Origin of the sequence: Pelomonas nitida (assembly GCF_043555975.1) — a bacterium.
GTDB classification, from domain to species: domain Bacteria; phylum Pseudomonadota; class Gammaproteobacteria; order Burkholderiales; family Burkholderiaceae_C; genus Pelomonas; species Pelomonas nitida.
The window spans coordinates 19,244-43,127 of the sequence record NZ_JBIGIA010000023.1 but is presented as its reverse complement, the minus strand read 5'-3'; the positions used below and the strand labels follow the sequence as shown (position 1 = coordinate 43,127).

Genomic DNA, 23,884 nt, shown 5'->3' with positions numbered 1-23,884 from the left:
AGCATGGTTTGCGCGCATAGGGTCGGCGATGCGGTGGCGGCTTTGGTAGCGTTGACTGTTGCCGGACGCCGAGCTGCCCCTCAAGCCGACACCAGGTCGGCCGAAATCTGAAGGATGAAGATGAACAAGCCCCTGACCCTGGCCGCCTGCCTGCTTGCGCTGAGCTGCGCCCAGGCCGCCGACGACAGCAAGGCCGCCGTGGAGTTGCTGCGCCAGCGGTTGTCCGAGCGGCTGGCCACCAAGGGCGAGGGCGCCGCTGCCGCCAAGACGGCGCCCAAGGCCGCCAAGCCCAAGGCCGAGCCGAAGGCCGACCACAAGGCGGCGAAGGATGCGCACTGGGGCTACACGGGCGACATCGGGCCCGAGCACTGGGCCGAGCTGGCGCCCGAGAACCGCGTCTGCGGCGTGGGCACGCGGCAAAGCCCCATCGACATCCGCGAGGGCATTGCCGTCGACCTGGAGCCCATCGCCTTCGACTACCGCGCCAGCGGCTTCTCGGTGCTGGACAACGGCCACACGGTGCAGGTCAACGTCGCGCCGGGCAACGGCATCACGGTGATGGGCCGGCGCTACGAGCTGGTGCAGTTCCACTTCCACCGGCCGAGCGAGGAGCGCGTCAGCGGGCGCCAGTTCGACATGGTGGCCCACCTTGTGCACAAGGATTCAGCCGGCCGCCTGGCCGTCGTGGCCGTGCTGCTGGAGCGCGGCGCCGACAACAAGCCCCAGCCGGTGCTGCAGACGGTGTGGGCCAACCTGCCGCTGGAGAAGGGCGAGCCCGTGCAGGCGCAGGCGCAGATCGACCTGAACCAGCTGCTGCCCGAGGGCCGCGGCTACTACACCTACATGGGCTCGCTGACGACGCCGCCCTGCAGCGAAGGCGTGCTGTGGATGGTCATGCGCCAGCCGGTGGCGCTGACGTCGCAGCAGGTCAGCGTGTTTGCGCGTCTGTACCCGATGAACGCGCGGCCGCTGCAGGCCGGCTCGGGCCGGCTCATCAAGGAATCGCAGTAGGCCGCCGCTCAGGCAGGCTGTTGCGCCGCCGGCGCGGCCGGCGGGCGTGGCATCACGTTCCGGGCGCCCGACAGCCAGTCGTACAGCGTCGCGAACAGCTGCTCGGCGACCACCGGCTTGGCGACGTGGTCGTCCATGCCGGCCTCCAGGCAGCGGCGGCGCTCCTCGTCGAAGGCATTGGCCGTCATGGCCAGGATGGGCAGCGTCGCGCCCTCGGGCAACTGGCGGATGGTGCGGGTGGCTTCCAGCCCGTCCATGACGGGCATCTGCACGTCCATCAGCACCAGCGCGTAGTCGCCGGCCTTGACCATGTCGACCGCCTGGCGGCCATCGACGGCCACATCCACCGTGAGCCCCGCGCTGCCGATGAGGGCCACGGCAACTTCCTGGTTCACCGCGTTGTCCTCGGCCAGCAGGATGCGCAGCGGCCGGCTGTCGGCCAGGGCGGCCAGGCGTTCGCGGACTGAATAGGGCCGCGGGGCCACGGCGGGAATGGCCAGCGCTTCGTCGGTCGTGTCGACGTCGAGCGTGAACCAGAACCGGCTGCCTCTGCCGGGCGTGCTGTCGACGCCCACGTGGCCGCCCATCAACCCGGCCAGGCGGCGGCAGATGGCCAGCCCCAGGCCGGTGCCACCGTAGCGGCGCGTCGTCGAGCTGTCGGCCTGCTCGAAGTCGCGGAACAGCCGCGTCTGCGCCTCCGGCGGGATGCCGATGCCGCTGTCCTCGACCTCGAAGCGCAGCTGCAGCCGGGTGCCGCCGGGCACCGCGACCGGCTCGCCCGCCAGATGCGCCGCGAGGCGGACGAAACCGTGCTCGGTGAACTTGACGGCATTGCCCGCGAAGTTGAGCAGCACCTCGGCGATGCGCTGCGGGTCGCCCAGCAGCGTGCGGCCGGAGAGGGCGGCGTCGACGTCCGTCTCCACGCGCAGCCGCTTGGCCGCGGCCGCCTGCGTCGTCATGTTGGCGATGTTGTCGAGGACGGCGTCGACCGTGAACGGCCGGTGTTCCAGCCGCACCTTGCCGGCCTCGATCTTGGAGAAGTCCAGCACGTTGTTGATGACGCCCAGCAGGTGTTCGGCCGCATTGGCCACCTTCTGCAGGCGTTGCTGTTGGGCGGGCTCGACGGCGTCGCTCTGCGCCAGGTAGGTCAGCCCGATGATGGCGTTCATCGGCGTGCGGATCTCGTGGCTCATGTTGGCCAGGAAGGCGCTCTTGGCCAGGCTGGCGGCCTGCGCGGCCTGCGAGGCGTCGGCCAGCGCGGCCGTGCGGGCCTCCACGAGCTCCTCGAGGTGGTGGCGGTAGCGTTCCAGCTCCAGTGCATCGCGACGCTCACGCGAGATGTCGGTCAGGAAGCCGTGCCAGAGCACGCCGCCGTCGGCCTCGCGCTGCGCGATGGCGTTGCCGTAGAGCCAGCGCTCGGCGCCGTCGGCCTGCGGCGTGCGGAACTCCTGCTGCCATGGGCTCAGTGTGCGCGCCGAGGCCAGCAGGCTTTCGCGCGCGGCGTTGCGGTCGCCCGGGTGGATGCGCTCGAACCACGGCGCGGCGCTGCGGCTCAGCTCGGCGGCGCCGATCGGGAAATACTCGCGCACGGCCTCGCTGACGTAGGCGAACGAGAACTCGCCGTTCGTGGCCAGCCGCAGCTGGAACACGACGCCGGGCACTGTCTCGGCCATGCCGCGCAGCCGCTCGATGAGGGCGCGCTGCGCGTCGAACTGCTGCTGCAGCGCATCGCGCATGTGCTCCAGGTGGCCGCCCAGCTGGCCGATCTCGTCGTCGCGCCGGTGCTCCAGCTTGGCGCTGAAGCGGCCCTGGGCGAGATCGTTGGCGAAGCCGCCCAGCTCGCGCAGCGGCCGGAACAGCCGCGAGTTCAGCAGCCACAGCACCAGCGCGAGCGACACCAGCAGCTGGCCGCCCACCGTGGCGCCATACAGCCAGCGCTGGCGCGTCAGTGCCGTCGAGCTGAGGTGGTCGTCGATCTCGACCTCGATGTGGCCGATGCGCGTGGGGCCGCGCAGGATGTCGCGCCTGCCCGTCAGCGTGTGGCCCAGGCGCCGCTCGGGCAGGTGGTTCTCGATGAAGGGCAGGCCTTGCGAGGCGTCGCTGACGCTGACGCGCACCACCTCGGGCGACTTGACGATGGCCGACACGACCTCGCGCGCGGCGACGGCGTCGAGGTTCCACAGCAGCTCGGGCAGGCTGCTGGCCAGCACGTCGAGCTTGGCGTCGAGGTCGCGCTGCAGCGCCTCCTCGGCGACCTGCGATTCGCGCAGCCCCGTGACCAGGCCGCCCACGATGAGGGCCGGCCCCAGCAGGCCGATGCAGGCGCCCAGCGCCAGCGCGGCGAAGAGGGAGGACGAGGTCTTGCGGCTCAAGATGGTGTTTTCAGCCGAGGTGGCGACGCGGGTGGTGCGTGTCGAGGGCCGGTGTGGCGCGTGCGTTCACGGTGCTGCGATGGCGCGCATCGTATGCGCCTGCCGCTCGATGGCGACGTTTGGTCTCGAGATCGCCACACCGCTGCCCACGCCCGAGGCGCCCAGGCTCGGCATGGGTGACACCGCCTTGCCGGCAAGCGGGCGCAGGCCGGGGAGCGAGGCGGGCGGGAGATTCATGCAAGCGGTCCTGGGCGGAGGAGTGGGGCGGCGCGCGCGGCTTGCCGGCGCCCGATGGCGACGGCGTGATGAGGTGCCGACTCGAAATTGCATCAGAAATGATGATGACACCGTATTCTGATTAGCGTAACGAGCCAGCCCTTGCGTGACTTGTGAGGCAAAACACGGATAGACGTGCCCCAGGCCTTCACGAGGCTTGCTGCGCGCCGCGCGCGCCGACCTCAGCCGCGGGGCAGCAAGACCTCGAAGCGGGCGCCCTGGCCCGGTTCGCTGTGCACGGTGATGCGCCCGCCGTGGGCCTGGACGAACTGCTGGCTGATGTAGAGGCCCAGCCCCATGCCCGGCGCCTTGCCGGCGCTGGGCAGGCGTTCGAACTGCTGGAAGATGCGCGCCTGGTCGGCCGGCGGGATGCCGGGGCCCTGGTCGGTGACAGCCAGGCGGGCCAGGCCGTCGTCCGTCAGGTCGGCTTCGACATGCACGGGCTTGCCGGCGCCGTAGCGCAGCGCGTTGCTGAGCAGGTTCACCAGCACCTGCGCGATGCGGCTGTCGTCCCAGTCGCCGACGATGCCGGGTTGGGCGGTCAGGTGCAGCGGCACCTGCTGGTACTGGGCCTCGAAGTCGCCGACGACCCGTCGCGCGAGTTCACCCAGGTCGGTGGCCACGCGGCGGATGGACAGCATGCCGTGCTGCAGGCGCGAGATGTCGAGCATGTCCTCGATGAGTCGCGTCATGCTGCGCACCTGGCGGGCGTCCTTGTCGAGCATGGCCTGTAATCGTTCGGGGCTGAACCAGGCCAGGTCGCCCTTGTCCAGCCGCTGCTGGCGCATGATGACTTCCAGGGCCATGACGCCCAGCGGCGTGCGCAGCTCGTGCGTGACCATGGACATGAACTCGTCGCGCATCTTCAGCGCCCGCTGCAGATCGGCCTGCGCGTGCTGCAGCTCGGCGAGCAGCCGCTCCTGGCTGGCGCGTGCGGCCTCCAGCTCCACCAGCTGGTGATGCATCTCGCGGCGCTTGGCATGCAGCTCCGTGAACACGCGCACCTTGCTTTTCACGGCGTGCGGGTCCAGCGGCTTGTAGAGAAAGTCCACCGCGCCATGCTCGTAGCCGCGGAAGGTGTAGGCCGGCTCGCGCTCGGCCGCGCTGACGAAGACGATGGGCAGGTGGCGTGTGCGCGAGCTGCCGCGGATCAGCTCCGCCAGCTCGAAGCCCGACATGCCGGGCATCTGCACATCCAGCAGCGCCAGCGCGAACTCCTGCTCCAGCAGCAGCGACAGCGCCTCCTCGCCGGAGCCGGCGGCCACGACTCGCAGCGGCTCGTCGCGCAGCAGCGCCTGCAGCGCGAGGAGGTTCTCGGGCAGGTCGTCGACGATGAGGATGTGCGGGGTCTCGCTCATGCCGTGCCCTCCGGCGCGGCCAGGCGGCGCAACAGCGCCGGCATCTCGCGCAACGGCAGCACCAGGTCGGGCTGGCAGCGGGCGATGGCGGCCGCCGGCATCGTCGGCACCTCGGCATCCTCGGGCTGCTGCACGATGGTGAGGCCGCCGCCGGCATGGATGGCGGCCATGCCTTCGGCGCCGTCCATGTTGGCGCCGGTCAGCAGCACGCCGGCCAGTGCGGGCCCGTAGGCGTCGGCGGCAGAGGCCATCAGCACATCGATCGAAGGGCGCGCAAAACTCACGGGGGGCTCGTTGCTGTAGGCGAAATGGCGGTCGGGTTCGACGAGCAGGTGGTAGTCGGTGCTCGCCACATAGACGATGCCCGGGCGGATGGGTTCCTTGTCCAGCGGCTCACGCACGGGCAGCGCGATGTGGTGGGCCAGCACGCTGCCCAGCTGGCTCGGCGCGCGCGGCAACAGGTGCAGCACGGTGACGAGCGGCAGGGCGTAACCCGCAGGCAGTGGCGACAGCAGCGACAGCAGCGCGGCGACGCCGCCGGCCGAGGCGCCGATGACGACCATCTCGATGGGCGGCCGTCTCGTCATCGCTTGCGAAAGAGCCGTTCGCGCGCCGCCACGGGCTCGAAGGCGGCGCCGTGCTCGCTGAAGTCCAGGCTCTCCTTGCTGCCCAGACCCAGGAATCCGCGGTGGCACAGCGACTGTGCGAACAGGCCGATGGCGCGGTCCTGCAACTGGCGGTTGAAGTAGATCAGCACGTTGCGGCAGCAGATCAGGTGGGTTTCGGAGAACACGTGGTCGGTGGCCAGGCTGTGGTCGGCGAAGGTCACGCGGCGGCGCAGCTCGGGGTCGAAGCGGGCCGCGCCGTAGGCAGCGGTGTAGTAGTCCGAGAACCCGCTGGTGCCGCCGGCGGCCTGGTAGTTGCTGGTGTACTGCTGCAGGTCGCTCAGCGGAAAGATGCCCTGGCGCGCGCGATCGAGCACGGCGGGGTTGATGTCGGTCGCATAGATGATGCTGCGCTCCAGCAGCCCCTCCTCGTGCAGCAGGATGGCCAGCGAATAGACCTCCTCGCCGCTGGCACAGCCCGCCACCCAGATCTTCAGCGATGGGTAGGTGTGCAGCACCGGCACGACCTGGCGCCGCAATTCCAGGAAGAAGGCCGGCTCGCGGAACATCTCCGTGAACGGCACGGTCAGGATCTCCAGCAGCTGCGCGAAGGCGCGCGCGTCGCGCAGCACCAGCCCCTGCAGCGCCGAGACCGAGTCGCAGCGCAACTGCTCCACCGCATGCTGCACGCGCCGCTTCTGCGACGCGAGCGAGTACTCGCGGAAGTCGTGGTTGTAGCGCGCGTAGATGGCCTCCATCAGCAGGCGCACTTCGAGTTCCAGCAGTCCCTGCGGCATGTCAGCGGCTCTCCAGGCCGGGCAGCCACACGCGCAGCAGCGAGATGAGCCGGTCCAGTTCGATGGGCTTGGCCAGGTAGTCGTTGCAGCCGGCGCGGCGGCATTGTTCCTGGTCGTCGCGCATGGCCTTGGCCGTGATGGCGATGACGGGCAGCTTGTGCCAGCGCGCGTCGGCACGGATGCGGCGGGTGGCTTCCAGGCCGTCCATGATGGGCATCATGACGTCCATCAGCACCAGGTCGATGTCGGCGTGGGCCTCCAGCTTCTCCAGCGCCTCGACGCCGTTGCGCGCGGGCTCTACCGCCAGTCCGCGTTGCTCCAGCAGGCTGGTCAGCGCGAACACGTTGCGCACGTCGTCGTCGACGATGAGCACCTTGCGGCCCTCGAACACCTGCTCGCGATTGCGCGCCGTGCGCAGCATGTCGCGCCGCTCGCCGCTCATGCGCGACTCCACGCGGTGCAGGAACAGCGTCACCTCGTCGAGCAGCCGCTCCGGCGAGCGCGCGCCCTTGATGATGATGGTGCGCGAGTAGCGGTTGAGCACGGCTTCCTCGTCGCGGCTGAGGTGGCGGCCGGTGTAGACGATGACCGGCGGCGTCGCGGCCTCCGGGCCACGCTCGGCCATGCGCGCCAGCAGCTCGGAGCCGTCCATGTCGGGCAGCTTCAGGTCGATGACCATGCAGTCGAAGTGCTGGCTTTCGAGCTGCTCCAGCGCGGCCCGGCCGCTGCCGACGGCCACCACCTCGATGCCGTCGTCGGCCACCAGCTGCACGATGCTCTCGCGCTGGCGCGCATCGTCCTCCACCAGCAGCAGGCGGCGGACGGTGTCGGTGCCGTGCTGCTCGAGCTTGCGGAAGATGGCGATGAGCTCCTCGCGCGTGGCGGGCTTGATGGCCGTGCCGACGGCGCCCAGCGGCAGCGCCACATCGCGGAAGTCTTCGCCCGCAATGACGTGCACGGGGATGTGGCGGGTGCGCGGATCTTCCTTGAGCCGCTGCAGCACGGACAGGCCGGAGCCGTCAGGCAGGCGCACGTCGAGCAGGATGGCTTGCGGCAGATGCGCCGTGGCCAGCGCCAGCGCCTCGTGCGCATGGGTGGCGACGAGGCAGCGGTACTGCATCTCGTGGGCCAGGTCGTACAGCACGCCGGCGAAGTTCAGGTCGTCTTCCACGACCAGCGCCAGGCGGGCGGGCGGGGCATCGCCGCCGAGTTCCGCGCGGTCGTCGTCGAAGGCCGGTGCGCTGTGGGCGGGCTGCCCGGGTTGGGCTGGCGATGAGGCACCCGCCGCAGCCGGCAGCGCCAGCGGCGGCACGGCGACTGGCGCTGGCACGGTTGGCGTGACGTCCAGTCTGTGCGGCAGCATCAGCGTGAACTGGCTGCCCTCGCCCTCGACGCTGCTCAGTTGCACGTCGCCGCCCAGCAGCTTGGCCAGCTGGCGCGAGATCGACAGGCCCAGCCCGGTGCCGCCGTAGCGGCGGTTCAGGGCGCCGTCGCCTTGGTGGAAAGCCTCGAACACGCGTTGCTGCTGGCTGGCCGGAATGCCGATGCCCGTGTCGTTCACGACGAAGGCGACGCCGTCGCTGCGGGGCTCGATCTGCATCGTGACGTGACCGCGCTCGGTGAACTTGATGGCGTTGGACAGCAGGTTGCGCAGGATCTGCTCGACGCGCTGCGCGTCGGTCTCGATGCTCTCCGGCACGCCCGGCGCGAGCGACACCGTGAACGCCAGGCGCTTGTCCTGCGCGAGCGGCTCGAAGGTGCGGCGCATGCCGTCGGCCAGTGCCTGCAGCGGCACCGGGCGCTGCACGATCTCGAGCTTGCCGGCCTCCACCTTGGACAAGTCCAGGATGTCGTTGATCAGCGTCAGCAGATCGCGGCCGGCGGCGTGAATGGTGTTGGCGAAGCGAAGCTGTTCGTCCGTCAGGTTGCCGGGTTTGTTGTCGGCCAGCAGGCGCGACAGGATCAGCGAGCTGTTCAGCGGCGTGCGCAGCTCGTGGCTCATGTTGGCCAGGAACTCGGACTTGTAGCGGCTGGCGCGCTGCAGCTCGAATGCGCGTTCCTTGAGCTCGTTCTGCGCCTGGCTGAGGGCCGCGTTGCGGCGCGACAGCGCTTCGGACTGCTCGCCCAGCTGCACATTGGTCTGCTCCAGCTCGGCACGCTGCTCTTCCAGCTGCAGCTGCGACTCCGACAGCACGCGCGACTGCTCGCTGAGTTCCTCGTTGGCCGTGCGCAGCTCTTCCTGCTGCACCTGCAGCTCTTCATTGAGCTGGCGGGTTTCTTCCAGCGCTCGCTGCAGGCGCTGCTGGGACAGCGCCGCCTCGACATGCGCGCCCAGCGCGTCCTGCAGCTGGTCCAGCAGCAACATCGCGCGCCTGTCGGGCGGCTCGACGAAGCCCAGCTCCAGCACCGCATTGACGCGCCCTTCGTGGCGTGCCGGCAGCAGCACCACTTCGCGCGGCGGCATCTCGCCCAGGCCGGTCGCCACCTTCAGGAAGTCGGCCTGCAGGCCGGGCAGGCGCACAAGGGTTGCGTCCCGCCAGACTTGCGCGACGAGGTTGTTCTCCTGCACGGCCAGCTCGGAGCCCGGCAGCACGCCGTGCGCACCGATCCGCTGCAGCCGGCCGTCCTCACCCGCCGCAAACACGGCAGACACCGTGGCACCGATGCGTTCGGCCAGGAAGTCCAGCATGCGCCGCGCGATGACCGGCAGCGCGCGCTCGCCCGTCAGCTGCTGCATGAGTTCGGTCTCGGCACCGCGCAGCCACGCGCGCTCGGCGGACTCCTCGGCATCGATGCGGATCGCTTCTAGCGCGCCGTCGTAGCTGGATGACAGCGCGTGGATGTCGCGACGGCCCGCCCAGGCGATGAGGCCGCTCAGGCCGGCCACCAGCGCGACGTAGCCGATGACGGCCGTCCAGGTGCCTTCGCGCGCGGCCTCGCTGCGCTCGCCCAGCAGGCGCAGCTCGGCGTCGATGACGGTGCGCAGGTCTCGCCGGATGTCGTCGGACAGCCGCTTGCCGCGCTCGGTGCGCACGAACGCCTCCAGCGGTTCACCGCGCCGGCGCATCGCGATGCCCTCGTGCGCAAAGTCGTCCCAGGCCTGGGCGGCGATCTTGACGCGGCTCAGCCGCTCGACCTGCGCCGGGTTGTCGGCCACGGACTTCATCAGCGCGTCGATGTCGTTCAGGAAGCGGCCGCGCGCCAGCGTGTAGGGGGTGAGGAAGTTGTCCTGGCCCGCCAGCATGAAGCCGCGCACGCCGGCCTCCTGGTCGGACATGTGCGTGGTCAGCTCGTGCGCGCTGATTATGACGCGGTTGGTGTGGTCCACCCACTCCAGCAGGTTCAGCAGGCGGGCCAGCAGGGCGATGAAGACGACGATGCTGAGCAGCCCCATGATGAGGGCCACCGCGAGGTTGCGGGTCAGGATGCGGCGGAAGAGGGTGGTGTCATCGGCGGCCGGGGGCGTCACGGGCATCGCGGATCCTTGTTGTCGTTCTTGCGCTGACGCGTCGGCGTCCGGACGGGCAGGCCGCGGCAGACGGCCGGGAGCGCGCTATCGGTCAAGTTCGCCGGGGTGTCGGCAAAAGTTACCGGTTCTTACCGGTAAATCAGGTCCGAGGGGGGAAGAAGCGCCGGAGGTTTTCGGCCGTCAACGGCTTGCACAGCACATGGTCGATGCCACAGGCCATGGCCAAGTTGTGCTCGTCATCGCCGCTGCGGCCGGTCACGGCAATCAGCACGAGATCGGGCCCGTAGCGGCTGCGCAGGCGCTTGCTGAGCTCGCAGCCGTCGAGGTCGGGCAGCCCGAGGTCGACCAGCGCACACACGGGTTGATATTCGTCCACGGCGGTGATGGCGTCCTGCGCCGTGCGTGCAACGCGCACACTGTAGCCATCGAACTGCAACAAGCTGCTCAAGGTCTCACAGGTGTCGATGTCGTCATCGACCAGCACCACACGAATATCCTCGCTCGACATGAAATTTGCTCCTCGCCAGGCCATCGGCCCGGTCATCCCCGGGATCGCGACTGGAAATGCCGCTTGAATTCCTGGTTAAGAGCAAACCCCATGCCAGCGAAAAATGTCCCGCCTCGAGAGTGGGCGGGACGCGGCTTCATCACTGGAAGTAGCGGGCCTTGGCGCTGGCCTGGCAGCTGTCCTTGGCGTCGCCGGACAGGACGTCGCAGCGCTCGTTGGCAGCCTTGTAGTCAGCCTTGAGCTTGGCTTCCATCTGGTCGTTCTGCGCTTCGACGATCTTCTTGTGCGCCTTCCAGTCGGCCTTGGCCTTGTCGTGTGCGGCCTTGGCGTCGGCCACGCAGACGTCCTTGGCGTTGCCCGACTTGTCGTCACAGGCTTCCTTGGCGACCTTGTACTTGGCGTCGAAGCGGGCCTCGAGGTAGTCGTTGCGGTCCTTTTCCTTGCCGGTGTACTGGTACTCCAGGTGGGCGAGGGCCACCTTCTCCTGGCCCTTGGCGCGTTCGACGCAGACGTCCTTGGCGTTGCCGGACAGGGTGTCGCAGCTGTCGCGCTCGGCCTTGAACATGGCCTTCACTTCGTCCTTGGCGGTGTTGTAGACGGGCTTGCTGATGTTGGCCGAGGCGGCGCCGGCCAGGCCGGCAAACAGCAGGGCGCACAGCAGACGGGGGGCTTGGAATCGGGTCGTCATGGGTCTCTCCTTGGGATTGATGGCGGGGGATCGGCGGGCTTTCAACGCCCGTGCCGTCAGCTTAGAAACGAGCGGGGCGGCGCCCTGTCGGTGCCGCGGCGGCGCTGCCGTCGGACAACGCCGCTTGGGGGTGATGGCGGCGCCCGCGCGAGCGCGGGCTCACCGGCCGCTACGCCGCGAGTGGCGGCGGTGGCGGCGCCGCGCGGCCTCAAACGATCGCGGGCGGGAGCGGTATGGCGCCGTGGCGCCAACCGCTACCCGCCCGCTTGGCCGGTGTGCGCCCGGCGCGCGTCAGATCCAGGGGAAGCCGTAGTAGTCGTAGACCTTGCGGCCGTACTCATCGGTGTAGGTCGGCGCTTCGTCTTCGGTGTAGCGCGGTGCGCGCTCCAGCTGGGTCTTGTCGATGTTGACGACGTAGCCATCCTTGTTGGTGTCGTACTTCAGCATGTTCCACGGCAGCGGATAACGGTCGGTGCCCATGCCCAGGAAGCCGCCGAACTCCAGCGCGGCGTAGCGAACCTGGCCGCTGCGCTTGTCGATGACGAGGTCATCGATCGAGCCGAGCTTGTCGCCGTGCAGGTTGTAGACGGTCGTGCCTTCGACCTTGGACGAGGAGATGGTGGGATAGGACATGGGGGGCTCCTTTGGGGATTGCAAATCGCTTTGAATGGCGCGGCATCGCCGTCGCCACACCGCCAATTTGCGCCACCAGCTCGTGCTTGAGGGTCGGGATGCGGGCCATTGCGCTGTAGGCATTGGCCGATGCAGTGCTGGTCCAGCGAATCAGTGTTTCGCTGATGGCTGCGCGTCATTCCCATGACTGGCAGCCGTCAGCCGCCCATGCGCGCCCATCTTCTGTGGTCGAATTCTCCGGACACAACAACAAGTCGCTGGAGTTCAGACATGGCAAAGAATCTGCAAACGCTGATGAAGCAGATTGCGCAATTGCAAAAGCAGGCAGACACCTTGCGTTCGCGTGAGAAGGCCGGTGTCATCGGTCGTATCAAGGAGGCCATCGCCCACTACGACCTCACGCCCGAAGAGCTGTTCGGCGGCGCGCCGGCGCGCGCCACGCGCAAGCGCGCGGTGGCCGCCCCGGCCCGCAAACCCGCGGCGCGCAAGCCCGCGGGCGTGGCCAAGTACACCGACGGCGCAGGCCGCACCTGGTCGGGCGTTGGCAAGCGCCCGAACTGGTTCAAGGACGCGTTGGCCGCGGGCAAGCAGCCCGAGGATCTTCTGGTGTCGCGCTGAAGCAGCACAACAGGCCGGGGCTTTGCCCCGGCCCTGGCGTCATTGCGCTGACTTGACGATGGCGCTGATCAGATTCGGATGGATCTGCGCGCCGCTGTTGCGATCCAGCAGCCCGGTGCTGTGGTTGGCGCTCGGCGAGCCGGCATCCCACCACACGGGCACGGCGCCGTGCGTCCAGGCCGAGCGGGCCACGTAGCGAGCCCAGTTCGTGCGATACGTTTCCGCCCCCGAGAACTCCGTGCGCCGGATGGCGCCGAACTCGCCGAGGATGACCGGAATGCCGGCGTCGACGTAGCGGGTCTTCATCTTCTGGAACTGCGCGTCCACCCAGGCCTCGTTGGCCCAGGTCTCGGTGTTGGCCGCATTGGTGGCCGACGCACCCCACTGCCAGATGCTGCTGTTTTCGTTCAGCGTGAAGTTGTAGGGGTCGTAGAAGTGCACTTCCATCATCAGCCGCTTGGTCGCGGAGTCGTTGGGCAGTGTCGCGAAGTTCACCGTGTGGTCGATGTTGGTGTTGAAGCCCTGCACGATGAGGTGGCGTGCCAGGTTGTTGCCACCGGTCGCGCGCACCGCGTTCACGAAGGTCTGGTTGAAGCCGTTCTGCACCGTGTAGTACTCGACCGTGGGCGTGCCGTAGTCGCCGGTCACCATCACCTCGTTCGTGCCCGCGAACAGCAGCGTGTCGTCGTAGCCCTTGAAGTTGTTCGCGATCTGCGTCCAGAACTTCGTGATGCGTGCATTCACGGTGGCCTGCTGGGCGTAGGTGGGCTGCATCCAGCCGCCGTCCCAATGCAGGTTGATCATCGCGTAGAGGCCGGCGTTCTTGGCGTAGTTGACGACTTGCGTCACGCGGCTCATCCAGGCGGCGCTGATGTTGTCGTTGGCGTCGGCGTACTGCTTCCACGCGACGGGGATGCGCACGGTCTTGAAGCCGGCGGCCTTCACGGCGTTGAACAGCGCCTGCGTGGCCTGCGGGTTGCCCCAGGCGGTCTCACCGCCGATGGCTTCGAGCGAGTTCCCGAGGTTCCAGCCCGCGCCCATTTGCTTGGACAGTTGCAGGCTCGTCAGGTCACGCATGCCGGGCACGGTGAGCTTGAAGGCCTGGGTCGACTTGGTGCCGCAGCTGTTCGTGTAGGTCACGGTCGCCGTGCAGCTCGACTTGGCCGTGAGGCTTTGCTCGCGAGACGTGCCCGCGCTGCCGCAGCCGCTCCAGGCCCAGCTGCCGCCCGACGTGGGCTGGGGGCCCAGCACAAACGTCGTGCCGGCGGCGACGTTGGAGGCAGCGGTGTTCGTCCAGCTGCCGCCGACCTTGATGTAGGGCTTGATGGCCGTGGCCGTGCAGGCCTTGGTAGCAGCTTGGGCCGAGCTCGACAGCGCAAGCGCCAGCAGGCACAGGGACGTCAGGAGTTTGGATCTCATGGTGGTTTCCTATGTTGAAAACGCTGCAGCACAGTCCGCCTCATGCTGTGCGCAGCACAAGGGCGCCGCCGGCTTGGGGGCGGCGCCTCGGTGTCGGGTCAGGCTTTGTCAGGGTCGCCGTCAGCTGATGGCTGGGCGGTGGCCTCGATCAGGGCGGCGCGATTGGCGCATGGCCCTTGCGGCCGAACGCAACGGTGCGGTGATTGTGTCGCCGCCCGTGGCCGCGTGCAGCACCGGGACGTAACCGTGCGTTCAGCGTCCAGCGGGCGATGGCTGCGGCGACGGCCTGCCCGCCCATCGGCGCGGCAGGCGTGCGCGGCGCTTCAGCCGGTGACCCGGGTCAGGCTGAGCAGCACGATGTCGTGGCTGCGCAGGGCGAGCTTCAGCCGGGCGGTGCCGGCGCTGCCGACGCGCAGTTCACGCTGGCGCTGGGGCAGGCGTTCGGGCTGGTCGGTGGTGGCGGCCTGCAGCTCGGCGAGCTGGCGTGCGTCGAGGTCCTTGGGCGCGCCCATCTTCAGGTAGAGCGTGTGCGCGTCGTTGGCGAGGTAGCCGGTGCGGTGCTGCGTGAGGCGATAGCGGCCCGGCGGCAGGTGGCGCAGCTCGATGCTGACGCTGCCCACGTCGCGTGCCGGCTGCGGGCGCCCGAAGAAGCTGCGGTTGCTGAGCTGCTGCTCGGTGTTGCGCCAGTCCCAGACGAGCACGCGCAGTTGCTCGCCATCGGTGGCGGCCCAGCTGAACCCGTCGTTACAAGGAATCTCGCGGCCCTGCAGTGCAGCCAGCTGCTGCAGGTAGCGGTAGGCGAACCAGGCCGGCTTGCGCACACCGTCCCGCGTCATGAGCCCGAAGCCGCCGTGGAAGGCGGCATCCGGCGGGCCGGGCTCCTCGAAGAGGTCGGTGTAGGTCCAGTAGCTCATGTGCTGGGCCAGGCCCTGGGTCTGGCGCAGCTTGGTCAGCACGTAGGCGGCGCTCATGTAGCTGTCGTGCACCAGGTCGCGCGGGTTGTAGCTGGTGCTCCATTCGGTGAAGAACAGCGGCAGGCCCGGCAGGTGCGAAGCCTCGATCTCGCGGCGCACGCGGCGCACGTCGCCGACGATGGCGTCGGGCGAGGGCGACAGCTTCAGGTCTTCCTTGCCGAATTCGTCGAGGAAGCCGTTGTCCACGCCGTAGGTGTGCGTGGTGATGAAGTCCACCGGCGTATCGGTCGCCTTCGCGTGGGCGAGGAACTCCGGCACCCAGGCTGCGCCGGCCGTGGACGGGCCGCCGACGCGCAGCTGCGGGTCGATGGCCTTGATGGCGCGTGCCGTGCGCGTGTAGAGGTCGAAATAGGCCTGCCGGTCGGCCTTTTCCCAGAAGCCGTCGAGGTTGGGCTCGTTCCACACTTCGAAGTACCAGCTGCGCACCTCGGCCGCGCCATAACGCTGCAGCAGGTGGCGCGTGAACGCGTCGATGAGCGCGACCCAGCCGGTGGGCTCGGGGTGGGAGGTGTTGCCGGCCCAGTAGAAGATTTTGTTGTCGGAGCTCTTCAGCGCGGCCGGCGTGAAGCCCAGTTCGACGAAGGGCTTGATGCGCCGGGCCAGCAGCGCGTCGTAGAGCTGGTCGATACGGGTGAAGTCGAATACGAGCTGGCCGGCGGTGTCGCGCGTGACCGTCTTGAACACGTCATGGAAGATCGCGTGGAAGCGCAGGTAGCGAAAGCCCAGCTCGTCCACCGCCGTCTTCAGCTGCGCGAGGGAGTCTTCGCGGAACAGCGTGCCCGGGTAGTCGGAGCCGACGCAGTGGTCGAAGAAGCGGTCCAGCGGTTGCGTGGCCTGCGCGAGGTCCAGCACGAGCTGGCGCTGGCGCTGGGCGGCGAGCGCGGCGTGGGGGGCGAGCGGCAGCGCGGCGGCGGCGGCCAGCAGTTGGCGGCGGGATGTCACGTGGGGAGTCCTCGGTAGACGAAGTTGCGGGCGCGCACCTCGCCGGCACCCGCGCTGAACAGCGCGATGCGCAGGCTGACGAAGCCGCCGAACACGTTGTGATGCAGGCCCGAAACTTCCATCTGCCAGGGGTGCTGCACCCAGGTGCGGCCGTCATCGCGCGAAAAGCGGAAGGTGACGACGTTCTCGCGGTTGGTCAGGCGGATGTGGACCTTGCGCGTGGCCAGGTTCTCGCGCATCCAGGTGTGCTCCTGGCCGTAGCCGTAGGTCAGCAGCTGCGTCGTGCTGAAGGCGATGCCGACATGGCCGCGCTCGTCGTAGAACAAGCCGAGGCCGCCGTGGCCGGTGTTGTCGTGGCTGGTGATCTCCAGCTCGACGCTGCACTCGTAGCTGCGGTCACCCGTGATGCAGACCAGCGGCGAGCAGTCGGCCAGGGACTTGCCCTTGCCGCGCATCAGCAGGCTGCGGTCCTGCCATTGCAGGCGCGAGAGTTCATCGGGGCCGGGGGCGTGGAAGGTCCATTGCACGCCCATGCGGTTGCGCGAGAAGTCGTCCGAGAGGGCGACGCCGGCCGGGCCGGCTTTGCCGCCGCGGGGCGCTGGCAGCGGCCGGTCCAGCGTGCCGCCCTTGGCGCGCAGCCAGCCGTCCTGGGTCCACTCGACGGGCTCCAGCAGCGCCTGGCGGCCCAGCGTGCGAAAACCGTTCTCGTAGCCGTGATAGACCATCCACCAGTCGCCAGGATCTCCGCTCGGGCCTTCGACGACGCTGGCGTGGCCGCGCGACCACCAGGGTTCGCCGGCACTCGTCGTGCGCACGATGGGGTTGTTGGGCGCGTGCTCCCAGGGCCCGTGGACGGAGCGTGAGCGCGCGACGGTGACCATGTGGCTGGTGGGCGGCCCGGCCGTGCCGCCAACGGCCGAGATCAGGTAGAACCACTCGCCGCGACGCAGCAGCTTCGGCCCCTCGGGCGCGAACATCTCGACGACCCAGTCCTTGGGGTATTGCCAGGGCGTCCAGGCCTTGTCTTCCAGCGGGCCGTCGGTGGCCAGGCCATCGGCCGTGAGCCGCACGCGCCGGCCGCCGTTGACGAACAGGTAACGCCGGCCGTCTTCACCGACCACGTGGCCGGGGTCGATGCAGCCGGGGATCTTCAGGTCGATGGGCGCGCTCCACGGGCCGCGGATGTCGTCGGCGTGGATGACGTAGATGCCCGTGCCGGCGTCGTTGAGGACCGGGATGTAGAGGTAGTAGCGGCCCGCGTGCTTGATGAGGTCCATCGCCCAGACGGTGCCGATGGGTTGGGTCAGCGCGGCGGTGACGGGCGTCCAGTTGACCAGGTCCGTCGAGTGCCAGATGACGGCGCCGGGGTAGGACTGGAAGGACGAGAACGTCATCCAGTAATCGGCGCCGTCTTTCAGGATGGTCGGGTCGGCATGGTCGCCGGGCACGATGGGGTTGACGTAGCGGCCATCCCCCCGGTCGGCCTTGCGTTGGCCCTCGATGCCTGTGCCGGGGCGTGGCGCGGCGGCGGCCGGGGTGGCGAGGGCTGCGCCGGCCAGCGCGGCCTGCAGCGCGTGGCGGCGCGATACGGTCATACCGTGCCCCGCGTGGCTTCGAGCTTGTTGCGGATCTCGAGCATGCGGGCCTCGGTCAGCGGGAAGCGCAGGATGGCGATCAGCGCGAGCACCAGGCCGATGACGGGGATGCCCGACAGCAGGATGCGGATCCAGAAGATGGCCTCCGGCGCTTGCGCGCCTTCCTTGGCGGCGTCGAAGCCGGTGAACTGCAGGATCCAGCCCGACGCGCCCACGCCCAGCGCGATGCCGACCTTGGAGATCCACGACTGGCAGGCCGAGAACGAGCCCTCGCGGCGCTGGCCGGTCTGCGATTCGTCGTAGTCGACGACGTCACCGATGGTGGCGGCATACAGCGTCCAGAAGCCGGCACCGGTGAACGCCACGAAGCCGCAGGCCAGCAGCTGCAGGTAGGGCCGCTCGGGGTCGTACAGCCACCAGTCGCCGATGAAGGCGCAGATGGCCAGCGTCAGCACGCAGGCCAGGCCCGTGCGCTTGCCCCAGCGGCGCGCGATCCACGAGAAGAACGGGATGCCCGCGAAGCCGAAGCCCATGCCGGCCAGGCCCATCGCGGTGTTCCACTGCGTCGCCGTGACGATGTCGCCCTTGCAGACGTAGTAGACGGTGGCGTAGTAGCCCAGGGCGCCGACCATGGCCGTGCCGATGCTGTAGGCCAGCGACATCGTCAGCACCGTGCGGAAGGGCTTGCAGCGCAGCGTGCGCCACAGCGTGTCGGCCAGCGGGATGTGCGTCTGCGTACGCGCCACGAGCTTCTCGTAATAGCGCTCGCGTACCAGCATGAACATGGCGATGGACACGCCGACCATGATGGTGCCGAGGATGGCGCAATAGACCTGCGCACCCCGCAGGATGTCTGGCTTGCCGTTGGCGTCGTGGAACCAGGCCAGCGTCGTGAACTGCGCGGCGAAGAACATCGCCAGCTCGGGCGCCTTCTGGATGGCGTTGCGCACGGCCATCACGGTGGTGCGCTCGTGATAGTCGGGCGTCATCTCCGCGCCGAGGCTGACCCAGGGCATGTTGAAGCAGCTCATCACCGGCACGTAGATGACCATGCTGATCAGCATGAACATGAAGTACTGCGTGTCGGTCCAGCCGCGGCCCACGGCGAACATCAGCGGCAAGCCGATACCCGCCAGCACGCCGCCGACGAGGATGAAGGGGCGGCGGCGGCCGTACTTCGTGCGCGTGTTGTCCGACAGCCAGCCGAACAGCGCGTCGGAGCCGGCGTCGATGACGATCTTGATGGCCTGGACGGTGGAGATCAGCCCGGGCGCCACGCCCAGGAAGATGTTGAACACCTGGAAGGCCAGCGACGCGTACAGCCAGTGCCCCCACATGTCGAGGATGGAGCCCAGGCCGAAGCCGATCTTCTGCGACATCGGCAGGCGGTCGGCCACGGGTGGCAAGGCTTTCTTCAGGGGCAGGGCTTGCGTGTTCATCAGAGGATCCGGTGGGCCTTGACGACCTCGGCGTAGTAGCGGGCCGACAGCTTGGGCGTGCGCACCAGCGTCTCGTAGTCGCAGTGCACGATGCCGAAGCGGCGCTGGTAGCCGTCTTCCCATTCGTAGTTGTCGATGAAGCTCCACAGGAAATAGCCGTGCAGCGGCACGCCGTCGCTGATGGCGCGGTGGGCTTCGCGCAGGTGGTTGCGCACGAAGTCGCGGCGGTGCAGGTCCAGCACCTCGCCGTTCACCACCGGCTCCTCGTTGTAGCCGCAGCCGTTCTCGGTGATGTAGAGCGACTGGTGGCCGTACAGCTCGGCGCAGAAGCGCGTGGCCCAGTAGATGGACTGCGGCGCGATGTGCAGCCAGGGGCTGTCGGCGCGCGGGTAGTTGATCGGCAGCGGCACGGCCTCCCAGGCTTGGTCCGAGGCGCCGTTCTTGGGGGCGCGCACATAGGTGCCGGTGTAGATGTTCAGGCCCAGGTGGTCGGTGGGCAGGCTGATGAGGTCGAAGTCGCCGGGCTCCACCTTCGGGGCGTCGGCGCCCGCGCGGGCCAGGTAGTCGGCCGGATAGTGGCCGGCGTGCATGGCACCCAGCACGTGGGCGTTCTTCTCCAGGAACCAGGCCTTGGCGGCGGCGATGTCTGCCGGCGTCTCGGTCACGGGGATGCAGACGTCGCAGTTGTCGGTCAAGCCCACCTTGGCGCCCGCGCCGCCGAACTCGCGCACCGCGCGCACGCCGTGGCCGTGGCACAGCAGGGCGTGGTGGAAGGTCTGGTTGACGACGGCGTTGCTCTCCTTGCGGCCCGGCGCCTTGGTGCCGTAACCGTAGGCCAGCAGCGTGAAGCAGCGGATCTCGTTCATCGTGATCCAGTGCGTCACCTCGCCGGCAAACGCCTTGACGATGGTGTCGGCGTAGCGGGCGAAGGCGTCAACCGTCACGCGCGAGGTCCAGCCACCGCGGTCCTCCAGGCTCTGCGGCAGGTCCCAGTGGAACATCGTGACCCACGGCGTGATGCCGTGCTTCTTCATGCTGGCGAACAGGCGGTGATAGAAGTCCAGCCCGGCCTGGTTGAGTTCACCGTCACCGTTGGGGTAGATGCGCGGCCAGGCGATGGACAGGCGGTAGTTCTTGACGCCCAGCGAGGCCATCAGCGCGAAGTCTTCGTCGAAGCGGTGGTAGTGGTCGCAGGCGACGTCCAGCGTGTCGCCGCCGTGCACCTTGCCGGGTTCGCGGCAGAAGCGGTCCCAGATGGATTCGCCCTTGCCGTCGGTGAAGGCGGCGCCCTCGATCTGGGCGGAGGCGGCGGCGACGCCGAACACGAAGTCGGCGGGGAAGGGGCTGGAGTAGGTCAGAGCAGTCATGGGGTCAGGAGCGAGGTGCCGTCAGGGCGCCAGGAGAGGGGAGAGGGGAGCTTCCAGGCTGCGGGCCCAGATCTCGTAGCCCGCCGGGCTGAGGTGCAGCCAGTCGGGCAGGATGTCTTTGGACAGCGTGCCGTCCGCGTTCATCAGGGCATGGCCGATATCGAGGAAGACGACTTGCTTGCCATCGGCCAGTGCCGGCAGCAGGGCGTTGATCTTGGCGTTGTGGCGTCGGGTCAGGTCGTCGGGCTTCTCGCCGCGCGGGAACAGGGCCAGCAACAGCACGGTGGCCTGGGGTTGGCGCTGGCGGATCTCGTCGAGGTTCTTCTTGATGCCGGCCACCGTCAGTGCCGGGTCTTCGAGCCGGTCGCCGGTGTTGTTGGTGCCGATCATGACGACGATGGCCTTCGGTGCCATCTGGTCCAGCTCGCCATGCTGCAGGCGCCACAGCAGGTTCTCGGTGCGGTCGCCGCCGAAGCCCAGGGCCACGGCGTTGTACTTCGCGAAGTGCTGGCCCCAAGCGTCCTTGCCTTCGTTCTCCCAGCCCTGCGTGATGGAGTCGCCCAGGAAGACGAGGTCCACACGCCGGCCGGCCGCGCGGTGGGCCTGGATCTCGGCGAGCTTTTGCTCGTGCCGCGGCAGCCACCACTCGACGGCCCACGACTCCTGCAGCCGCTCCGGCGTGACGGATTGCGTGCGGTAGTCGGGGCAGGCGGTCGTCGCCTTGCCGGCCTTGTTGAAGCGCAGGTTGGCGATGCTGATCTCGCCGCTGCCGGTGCCTTCCAGCGTGAACGGCACGTTGACGGCGGAGAAGTCGTCGCCCTCACGCCAGAAGCAGGTCAGCGCGAGGCTGATGTGCTGCTTGCCTTTGCCGGCCAGCTCGCGGCCGGCGAACAGGAAGGGCACCTTGCGTTCGCAGTCCTGGCCGCAGCCGAGCTTGAACTTCATGCCGCCGTGGGCGAGGTCGACGACGTTCAGGTCGAACTCGACGGTGCCGTGGGCGAGGTAGGGGCTCAGGTCCAGCGGCTTGCCGCCCTGCCAGCGCAGTTGCGCGATCCAGCTGTTGCTGAACTGCAGCGTTAGTGCGCCATCGTCACTGCGGCGGGCTGCGACGTGGCTGTTGGGCACGCGCGGGTTGGCCGGCTTGGGCACGGTGACGCGGTCGCCGCTGAGCTGGGCTTCGCCCTCGAAATCGGTCACGGCGATGTGCCAGCCCGGCGCCGGTTTGCCGGTGTCGAGTGCCATTGACTGCGCTGTCAGTGCGGGCGCGGCAAAAGCCGACGCGCACAGCCACAGCGAGGCCGCGGCGCCGAGCGAGGCCCAGGGCCTCCGGGTCTGACGGCTGCCGAGGCGGTGTTGATGCTGAGGTGTTGTCATGTCAGAGGAGATCCTTGGCTAGCAGCGTGCGCGACTGGCCGGGCTTGAGCTTGAGCTCGACGACGCGTTGTTGGCCCACGCGGACGCGCCCGCCGCCGTCACCGGCCACGCTGCGCACCGTGGCGCTCGTCACGCGGCCTTGCGCCCAGGTGAGGTCGACCTCGAAGCCGCCGCGCGCGCGCAGGCCCTTGACCGAGCCCTTAGGCCAGGCGGCGGGCAGCGCGGGCAGCAGGTCGATGACGCCGTCGTGCGACTGCAGCAGCATCTCGGCGATGGCGGCCGTGGCGCCGAAGTTGCCGTCGATCTGGAACGGCGGGTGGGTGTCGAACAGGTTGGGGTAGGTGCCGCCCTCGTGCACCTCGGCGCCGACACGCGCCTTGCGTGCGCCGGGTTGGGCCAGCAGGCCGCGCAGCAGCTGGTGGGCGTGGTCGCCATCGCGCAGGCGGGCCCAGTAGGCCATCTTCCAGGCCATGGACCAACCCGTGCTGACGTCGCCACGCGCGGCCAGCGTCGTGCGCGCGGCGGCGGCCAGCGCAGGCGTGCGGGCCGGAGAGATCTGCCGGCCGGGGTACAGCGCGTACAGATGGGACACGTGGCGGTGCGTGTCCTTGGGCGTGTCGAGCACCGGGTCGGTCAGCTCGTCCTGCCATTCCAGCAACTGGCCCCAACGACCCACGCGCGGGCCGGCAAGGCGGTCGCGGATGGCGGCAGCGCGGGCCTGCGCGGCGCGGTCGCCCAGCACGGCGGCAGCGTGCGCGAGGTTGTCGAAGTGATCCCACAGGATCTGCTGGTCATAGGCCACGCCGTCCTGGATGGGGCCGTGTTCGGGCGACCAGCCGTTGGGCGCGACGAGCCGGCCGTCCGGCGTCTCCTTGAGCCGGTCCTCCCAGAACTCGCCCACTTCCTTCAGCACCGGCCAAGCCTCGTCGCGCAGGAAGCGCTGGTCCTGCGTGAACGCGTAGTGCTCCCAGAAGTGGCGGGCATACCAGGCGTTGCCGGTCATGTTCCACAGATAGCTCTGCGCGCCGAAGGGGTTGGTCTCGGTGCGCAGTGCCCAGCCGCGCACGGGCTTGTCAGCAGGGGTGAGGAAGGTCTCGATGGGCGGCTGCACCGAGTTGTCCCACGGCGGCGTCTCGGGCGGCAGCGAGGCTGGGTCTTTCAGCGCTTGCGCGGCACGCTCGGCGACCGGCTTGCGCCACTCGGGGATCAGTCGTTCGATGAACCGGTGCAGCGGCCGTGCCGCCTCAGCGAGGTTGGTCACCTCGGCCGGCCAGTAGTTCATCTGCAGGTTGATGTTGGAGTGGTAGTCGCTGTTCCACGGCGGCTGCAGCTGGTCGTTCCACAGGCCTTGCAGGTTGGCGGGCAAGGCGTCGCGTGAGCTGCTGACCAGCAGGTAACGGCCGAACTGGAAGTACAGCGCCTCCAGCTCGGGGTCGCCCCCGCCCTGGGTGTAGGCGGCCAGCCGCGCGTCGGTGGTCAATGCGCGGCGCGCGGCGGGGCTGGCGCCGAGGTCCAGCCGCACACGGCCCAGCAGGGCCTGGACGTCACGCGCGTGCTCGGCCTGCAGCTGCGGCCAGGGCTTGGCGGCAGCGACCTGCGCCTGCACGCGCGGCAGCGGCGGCTGGCCGTCGGCGAAGCTGGTGCCTGCGCCGAGGATCAGCGTCAGCGCGTTGCAGCCTTCGAAGCGCAGCGTGTCGCCGTCGAGGGCCACCGTGCCGCCGTCGTTGACGACGCGTAGCAGGCTGGCGTAGGCCAGGCCGTTGGGCAAGGTGCCCACGGCGGCCAGCGATTGGGCGGCTGCGCCGATGGTGGCGCCGTGGCGGTCGGTCAGCGCGACGCTGCCCGTGTAGCGCCCGGGCTGATCGGCCGTCAGCCGCCACGCGATGACCTGGGCCGGGTGGCTGGCGATGACTTCGCGCGTGAAGCGCGCGCCGGCCTGCGTGTAGTGCAGGCGGTTGACCGCGCGGCCGATGTCCAGCTCGCGGCGGTAGCCGCTGACGGGCGCATCGGCGCCGTCCAGCGTCAGCACCACGTCGCCGAAGGGCTGGTAGGCGCCCATCTGCTTCGTGTTGCCGGTCCACAGCGTGATGTCGTTGAACTGCAGCCGGTCTCGTGCCACCTGGCCGAACAGCATCGCACCCAGCCGGCCGTTGCCGACCGGCAGCGCCTGCTGCTCCCAGCCCTGGGGCGTGTCGGGCGCGGGCGCGTCATAACGCAGCAGCAGCTCGGCGGCGTGCAGGGGCCTCATGGCGACCATGAGGAGCAGCGCCAAGACGAAATACGGCCACCGCAGCTTTACCGCGGGCCGAGCGCCGGGCCGCTCCCAAGCCGGCCCGCGGGCGATGTGCTTGCGGCTCAATGCCGCAAGCATCGCCGTCCCCTCGGGGGCTAAGGCCGGACACGGCAAGTCCAGTGGACTTGCCGTGCCTGCCGAAGAGC

The 23,884-nt window shown here is 69.1% G+C and carries 18 protein-coding genes; 2 read left to right on the top strand and 16 right to left on the bottom strand.

The window, feature by feature from the left end; translation table 11 throughout:
- Nucleotides 1-120: 120 nt before the first annotated feature.
- Nucleotides 121-1,011, top strand: a complete 891-nt coding sequence (locus ACG00X_RS21895; RefSeq protein ID WP_394491550.1) for a carbonic anhydrase — start codon at nucleotides 121-123, stop codon at nucleotides 1,009-1,011.
- 8 nt (nucleotides 1,012-1,019) lie between these two features.
- Here ACG00X_RS21895 and ACG00X_RS21890 read toward each other — a convergent pair whose 3' ends face one another.
- The 9 genes from ACG00X_RS21890 to ACG00X_RS21850 form a co-directional block, all read right to left on the bottom strand.
- A complete protein-coding gene (locus ACG00X_RS21890) occupies nucleotides 1,020-3,383 on the bottom strand; it encodes an ATP-binding protein (protein ID WP_394491548.1) in 2,364 nt (787 codons plus the stop codon).
- A 66-nt stretch (nucleotides 3,384-3,449) separates the two neighbouring features.
- Nucleotides 3,450-3,620, bottom strand: coding sequence for a hypothetical protein (locus ACG00X_RS21885; protein WP_394491546.1), 171 nt, complete (start codon nucleotides 3,618-3,620; stop codon nucleotides 3,450-3,452).
- A 221-nt stretch (nucleotides 3,621-3,841) separates the two neighbouring features.
- Entirely contained in the window at nucleotides 3,842-5,017 is a 1,176-nt protein-coding gene (locus ACG00X_RS21880) for a hybrid sensor histidine kinase/response regulator (RefSeq protein ID WP_394491544.1), read from the bottom strand.
- Nucleotides 5,014-5,604 (bottom strand): chemotaxis protein CheB, encoded by a 591-nt coding sequence (locus tag ACG00X_RS21875; RefSeq protein WP_394491542.1) that lies wholly within the window; start codon nucleotides 5,602-5,604, stop codon nucleotides 5,014-5,016. Before ACG00X_RS21875 ends, ACG00X_RS21880 begins: the two co-directional genes overlap by 4 nt.
- The gene (locus ACG00X_RS21870; RefSeq protein ID WP_394491540.1) at nucleotides 5,601-6,419 is read right to left on the bottom strand and encodes a CheR family methyltransferase; all 819 of its coding nucleotides are present in this window, start codon (nucleotides 6,417-6,419) and stop codon (nucleotides 5,601-5,603) included. The genes ACG00X_RS21875 and ACG00X_RS21870 overlap by 4 nt, the downstream gene beginning before the upstream one ends.
- Nucleotide 6,420: 1 nt before the next feature.
- A complete protein-coding gene (locus tag ACG00X_RS21865; protein ID WP_394491538.1) occupies nucleotides 6,421-9,894 on the bottom strand; it encodes a response regulator in 3,474 nt (1,157 codons plus the stop codon).
- A gap of 133 nt (nucleotides 9,895-10,027) precedes the next feature.
- Nucleotides 10,028-10,396: a response regulator gene (locus ACG00X_RS21860; protein ID WP_394491536.1), complete on the bottom strand. Its 369-nt coding sequence runs from the start codon at nucleotides 10,394-10,396 to the stop codon at nucleotides 10,028-10,030.
- Between the two features lie 139 nt (nucleotides 10,397-10,535).
- The gene (locus tag ACG00X_RS21855; RefSeq protein WP_394491534.1) at nucleotides 10,536-11,084 is read right to left on the bottom strand and encodes a hypothetical protein; all 549 of its coding nucleotides are present in this window, start codon (nucleotides 11,082-11,084) and stop codon (nucleotides 10,536-10,538) included.
- Nucleotides 11,085-11,375: 291 nt separating this feature from the next.
- Complete coding sequence (locus ACG00X_RS21850) at nucleotides 11,376-11,717, bottom strand: PRC-barrel domain-containing protein (protein WP_394491532.1); 342 nt, start codon at nucleotides 11,715-11,717, stop codon at nucleotides 11,376-11,378.
- A gap of 270 nt (nucleotides 11,718-11,987) precedes the next feature.
- Here ACG00X_RS21850 and ACG00X_RS21845 point away from each other — a divergent pair, with 270 nt between their 5' ends.
- Nucleotides 11,988-12,335: an H-NS histone family protein gene (locus ACG00X_RS21845; protein ID WP_394491530.1), complete on the top strand. Its 348-nt coding sequence runs from the start codon at nucleotides 11,988-11,990 to the stop codon at nucleotides 12,333-12,335.
- Nucleotides 12,336-12,374: 39 nt separating this feature from the next.
- On the opposite strand, the gene ACG00X_RS21840 is transcribed toward ACG00X_RS21845, so the two are convergent.
- The 7 genes from ACG00X_RS21840 to ACG00X_RS21810 all read right to left on the bottom strand — a co-directional run bounded on the left by ACG00X_RS21840 (nucleotide 12,375) and on the right by ACG00X_RS21810 (nucleotide 23,693).
- Nucleotides 12,375-13,754 carry a glycoside hydrolase family 5 protein gene (locus tag ACG00X_RS21840; protein ID WP_394491528.1) on the bottom strand — a complete coding sequence of 460 codons (1,380 nt, stop codon included), beginning with the start codon at nucleotides 13,752-13,754 and terminating at the stop codon, nucleotides 12,375-12,377.
- Between the two features lie 323 nt (nucleotides 13,755-14,077).
- Nucleotides 14,078-15,670: a GH39 family glycosyl hydrolase gene (locus tag ACG00X_RS21835; RefSeq protein ID WP_394491526.1), complete on the bottom strand. Its 1,593-nt coding sequence runs from the start codon at nucleotides 15,668-15,670 to the stop codon at nucleotides 14,078-14,080.
- On the bottom strand, nucleotides 15,667-17,265 hold the full coding sequence (locus ACG00X_RS21830) for a family 43 glycosylhydrolase (protein WP_394491524.1): 1,599 nt from the start codon (nucleotides 17,263-17,265) through the stop codon (nucleotides 15,667-15,669). Before ACG00X_RS21830 ends, ACG00X_RS21835 begins: the two co-directional genes overlap by 4 nt.
- Nucleotides 17,262-18,704 (bottom strand): MFS transporter, encoded by a 1,443-nt coding sequence (locus ACG00X_RS21825; protein ID WP_394491522.1) that lies wholly within the window; start codon nucleotides 18,702-18,704, stop codon nucleotides 17,262-17,264. Before ACG00X_RS21825 ends, ACG00X_RS21830 begins: the two co-directional genes overlap by 4 nt.
- A complete protein-coding gene (locus ACG00X_RS21820; RefSeq protein WP_394491520.1) occupies nucleotides 18,704-20,071 on the bottom strand; it encodes a GH1 family beta-glucosidase in 1,368 nt (455 codons plus the stop codon). Before ACG00X_RS21820 ends, ACG00X_RS21825 begins: the two co-directional genes overlap by 1 nt.
- A gap of 21 nt (nucleotides 20,072-20,092) precedes the next feature.
- Nucleotides 20,093-21,313, bottom strand: coding sequence for a GDSL-type esterase/lipase family protein (locus tag ACG00X_RS21815; RefSeq protein ID WP_394491518.1), 1,221 nt, complete (start codon nucleotides 21,311-21,313; stop codon nucleotides 20,093-20,095).
- A gap of 133 nt (nucleotides 21,314-21,446) precedes the next feature.
- Entirely contained in the window at nucleotides 21,447-23,693 is a 2,247-nt protein-coding gene (locus ACG00X_RS21810; RefSeq protein WP_394491516.1) for a glycoside hydrolase family 95 protein, read from the bottom strand.
- Nucleotides 23,694-23,884 lie beyond the last annotated feature (191 nt).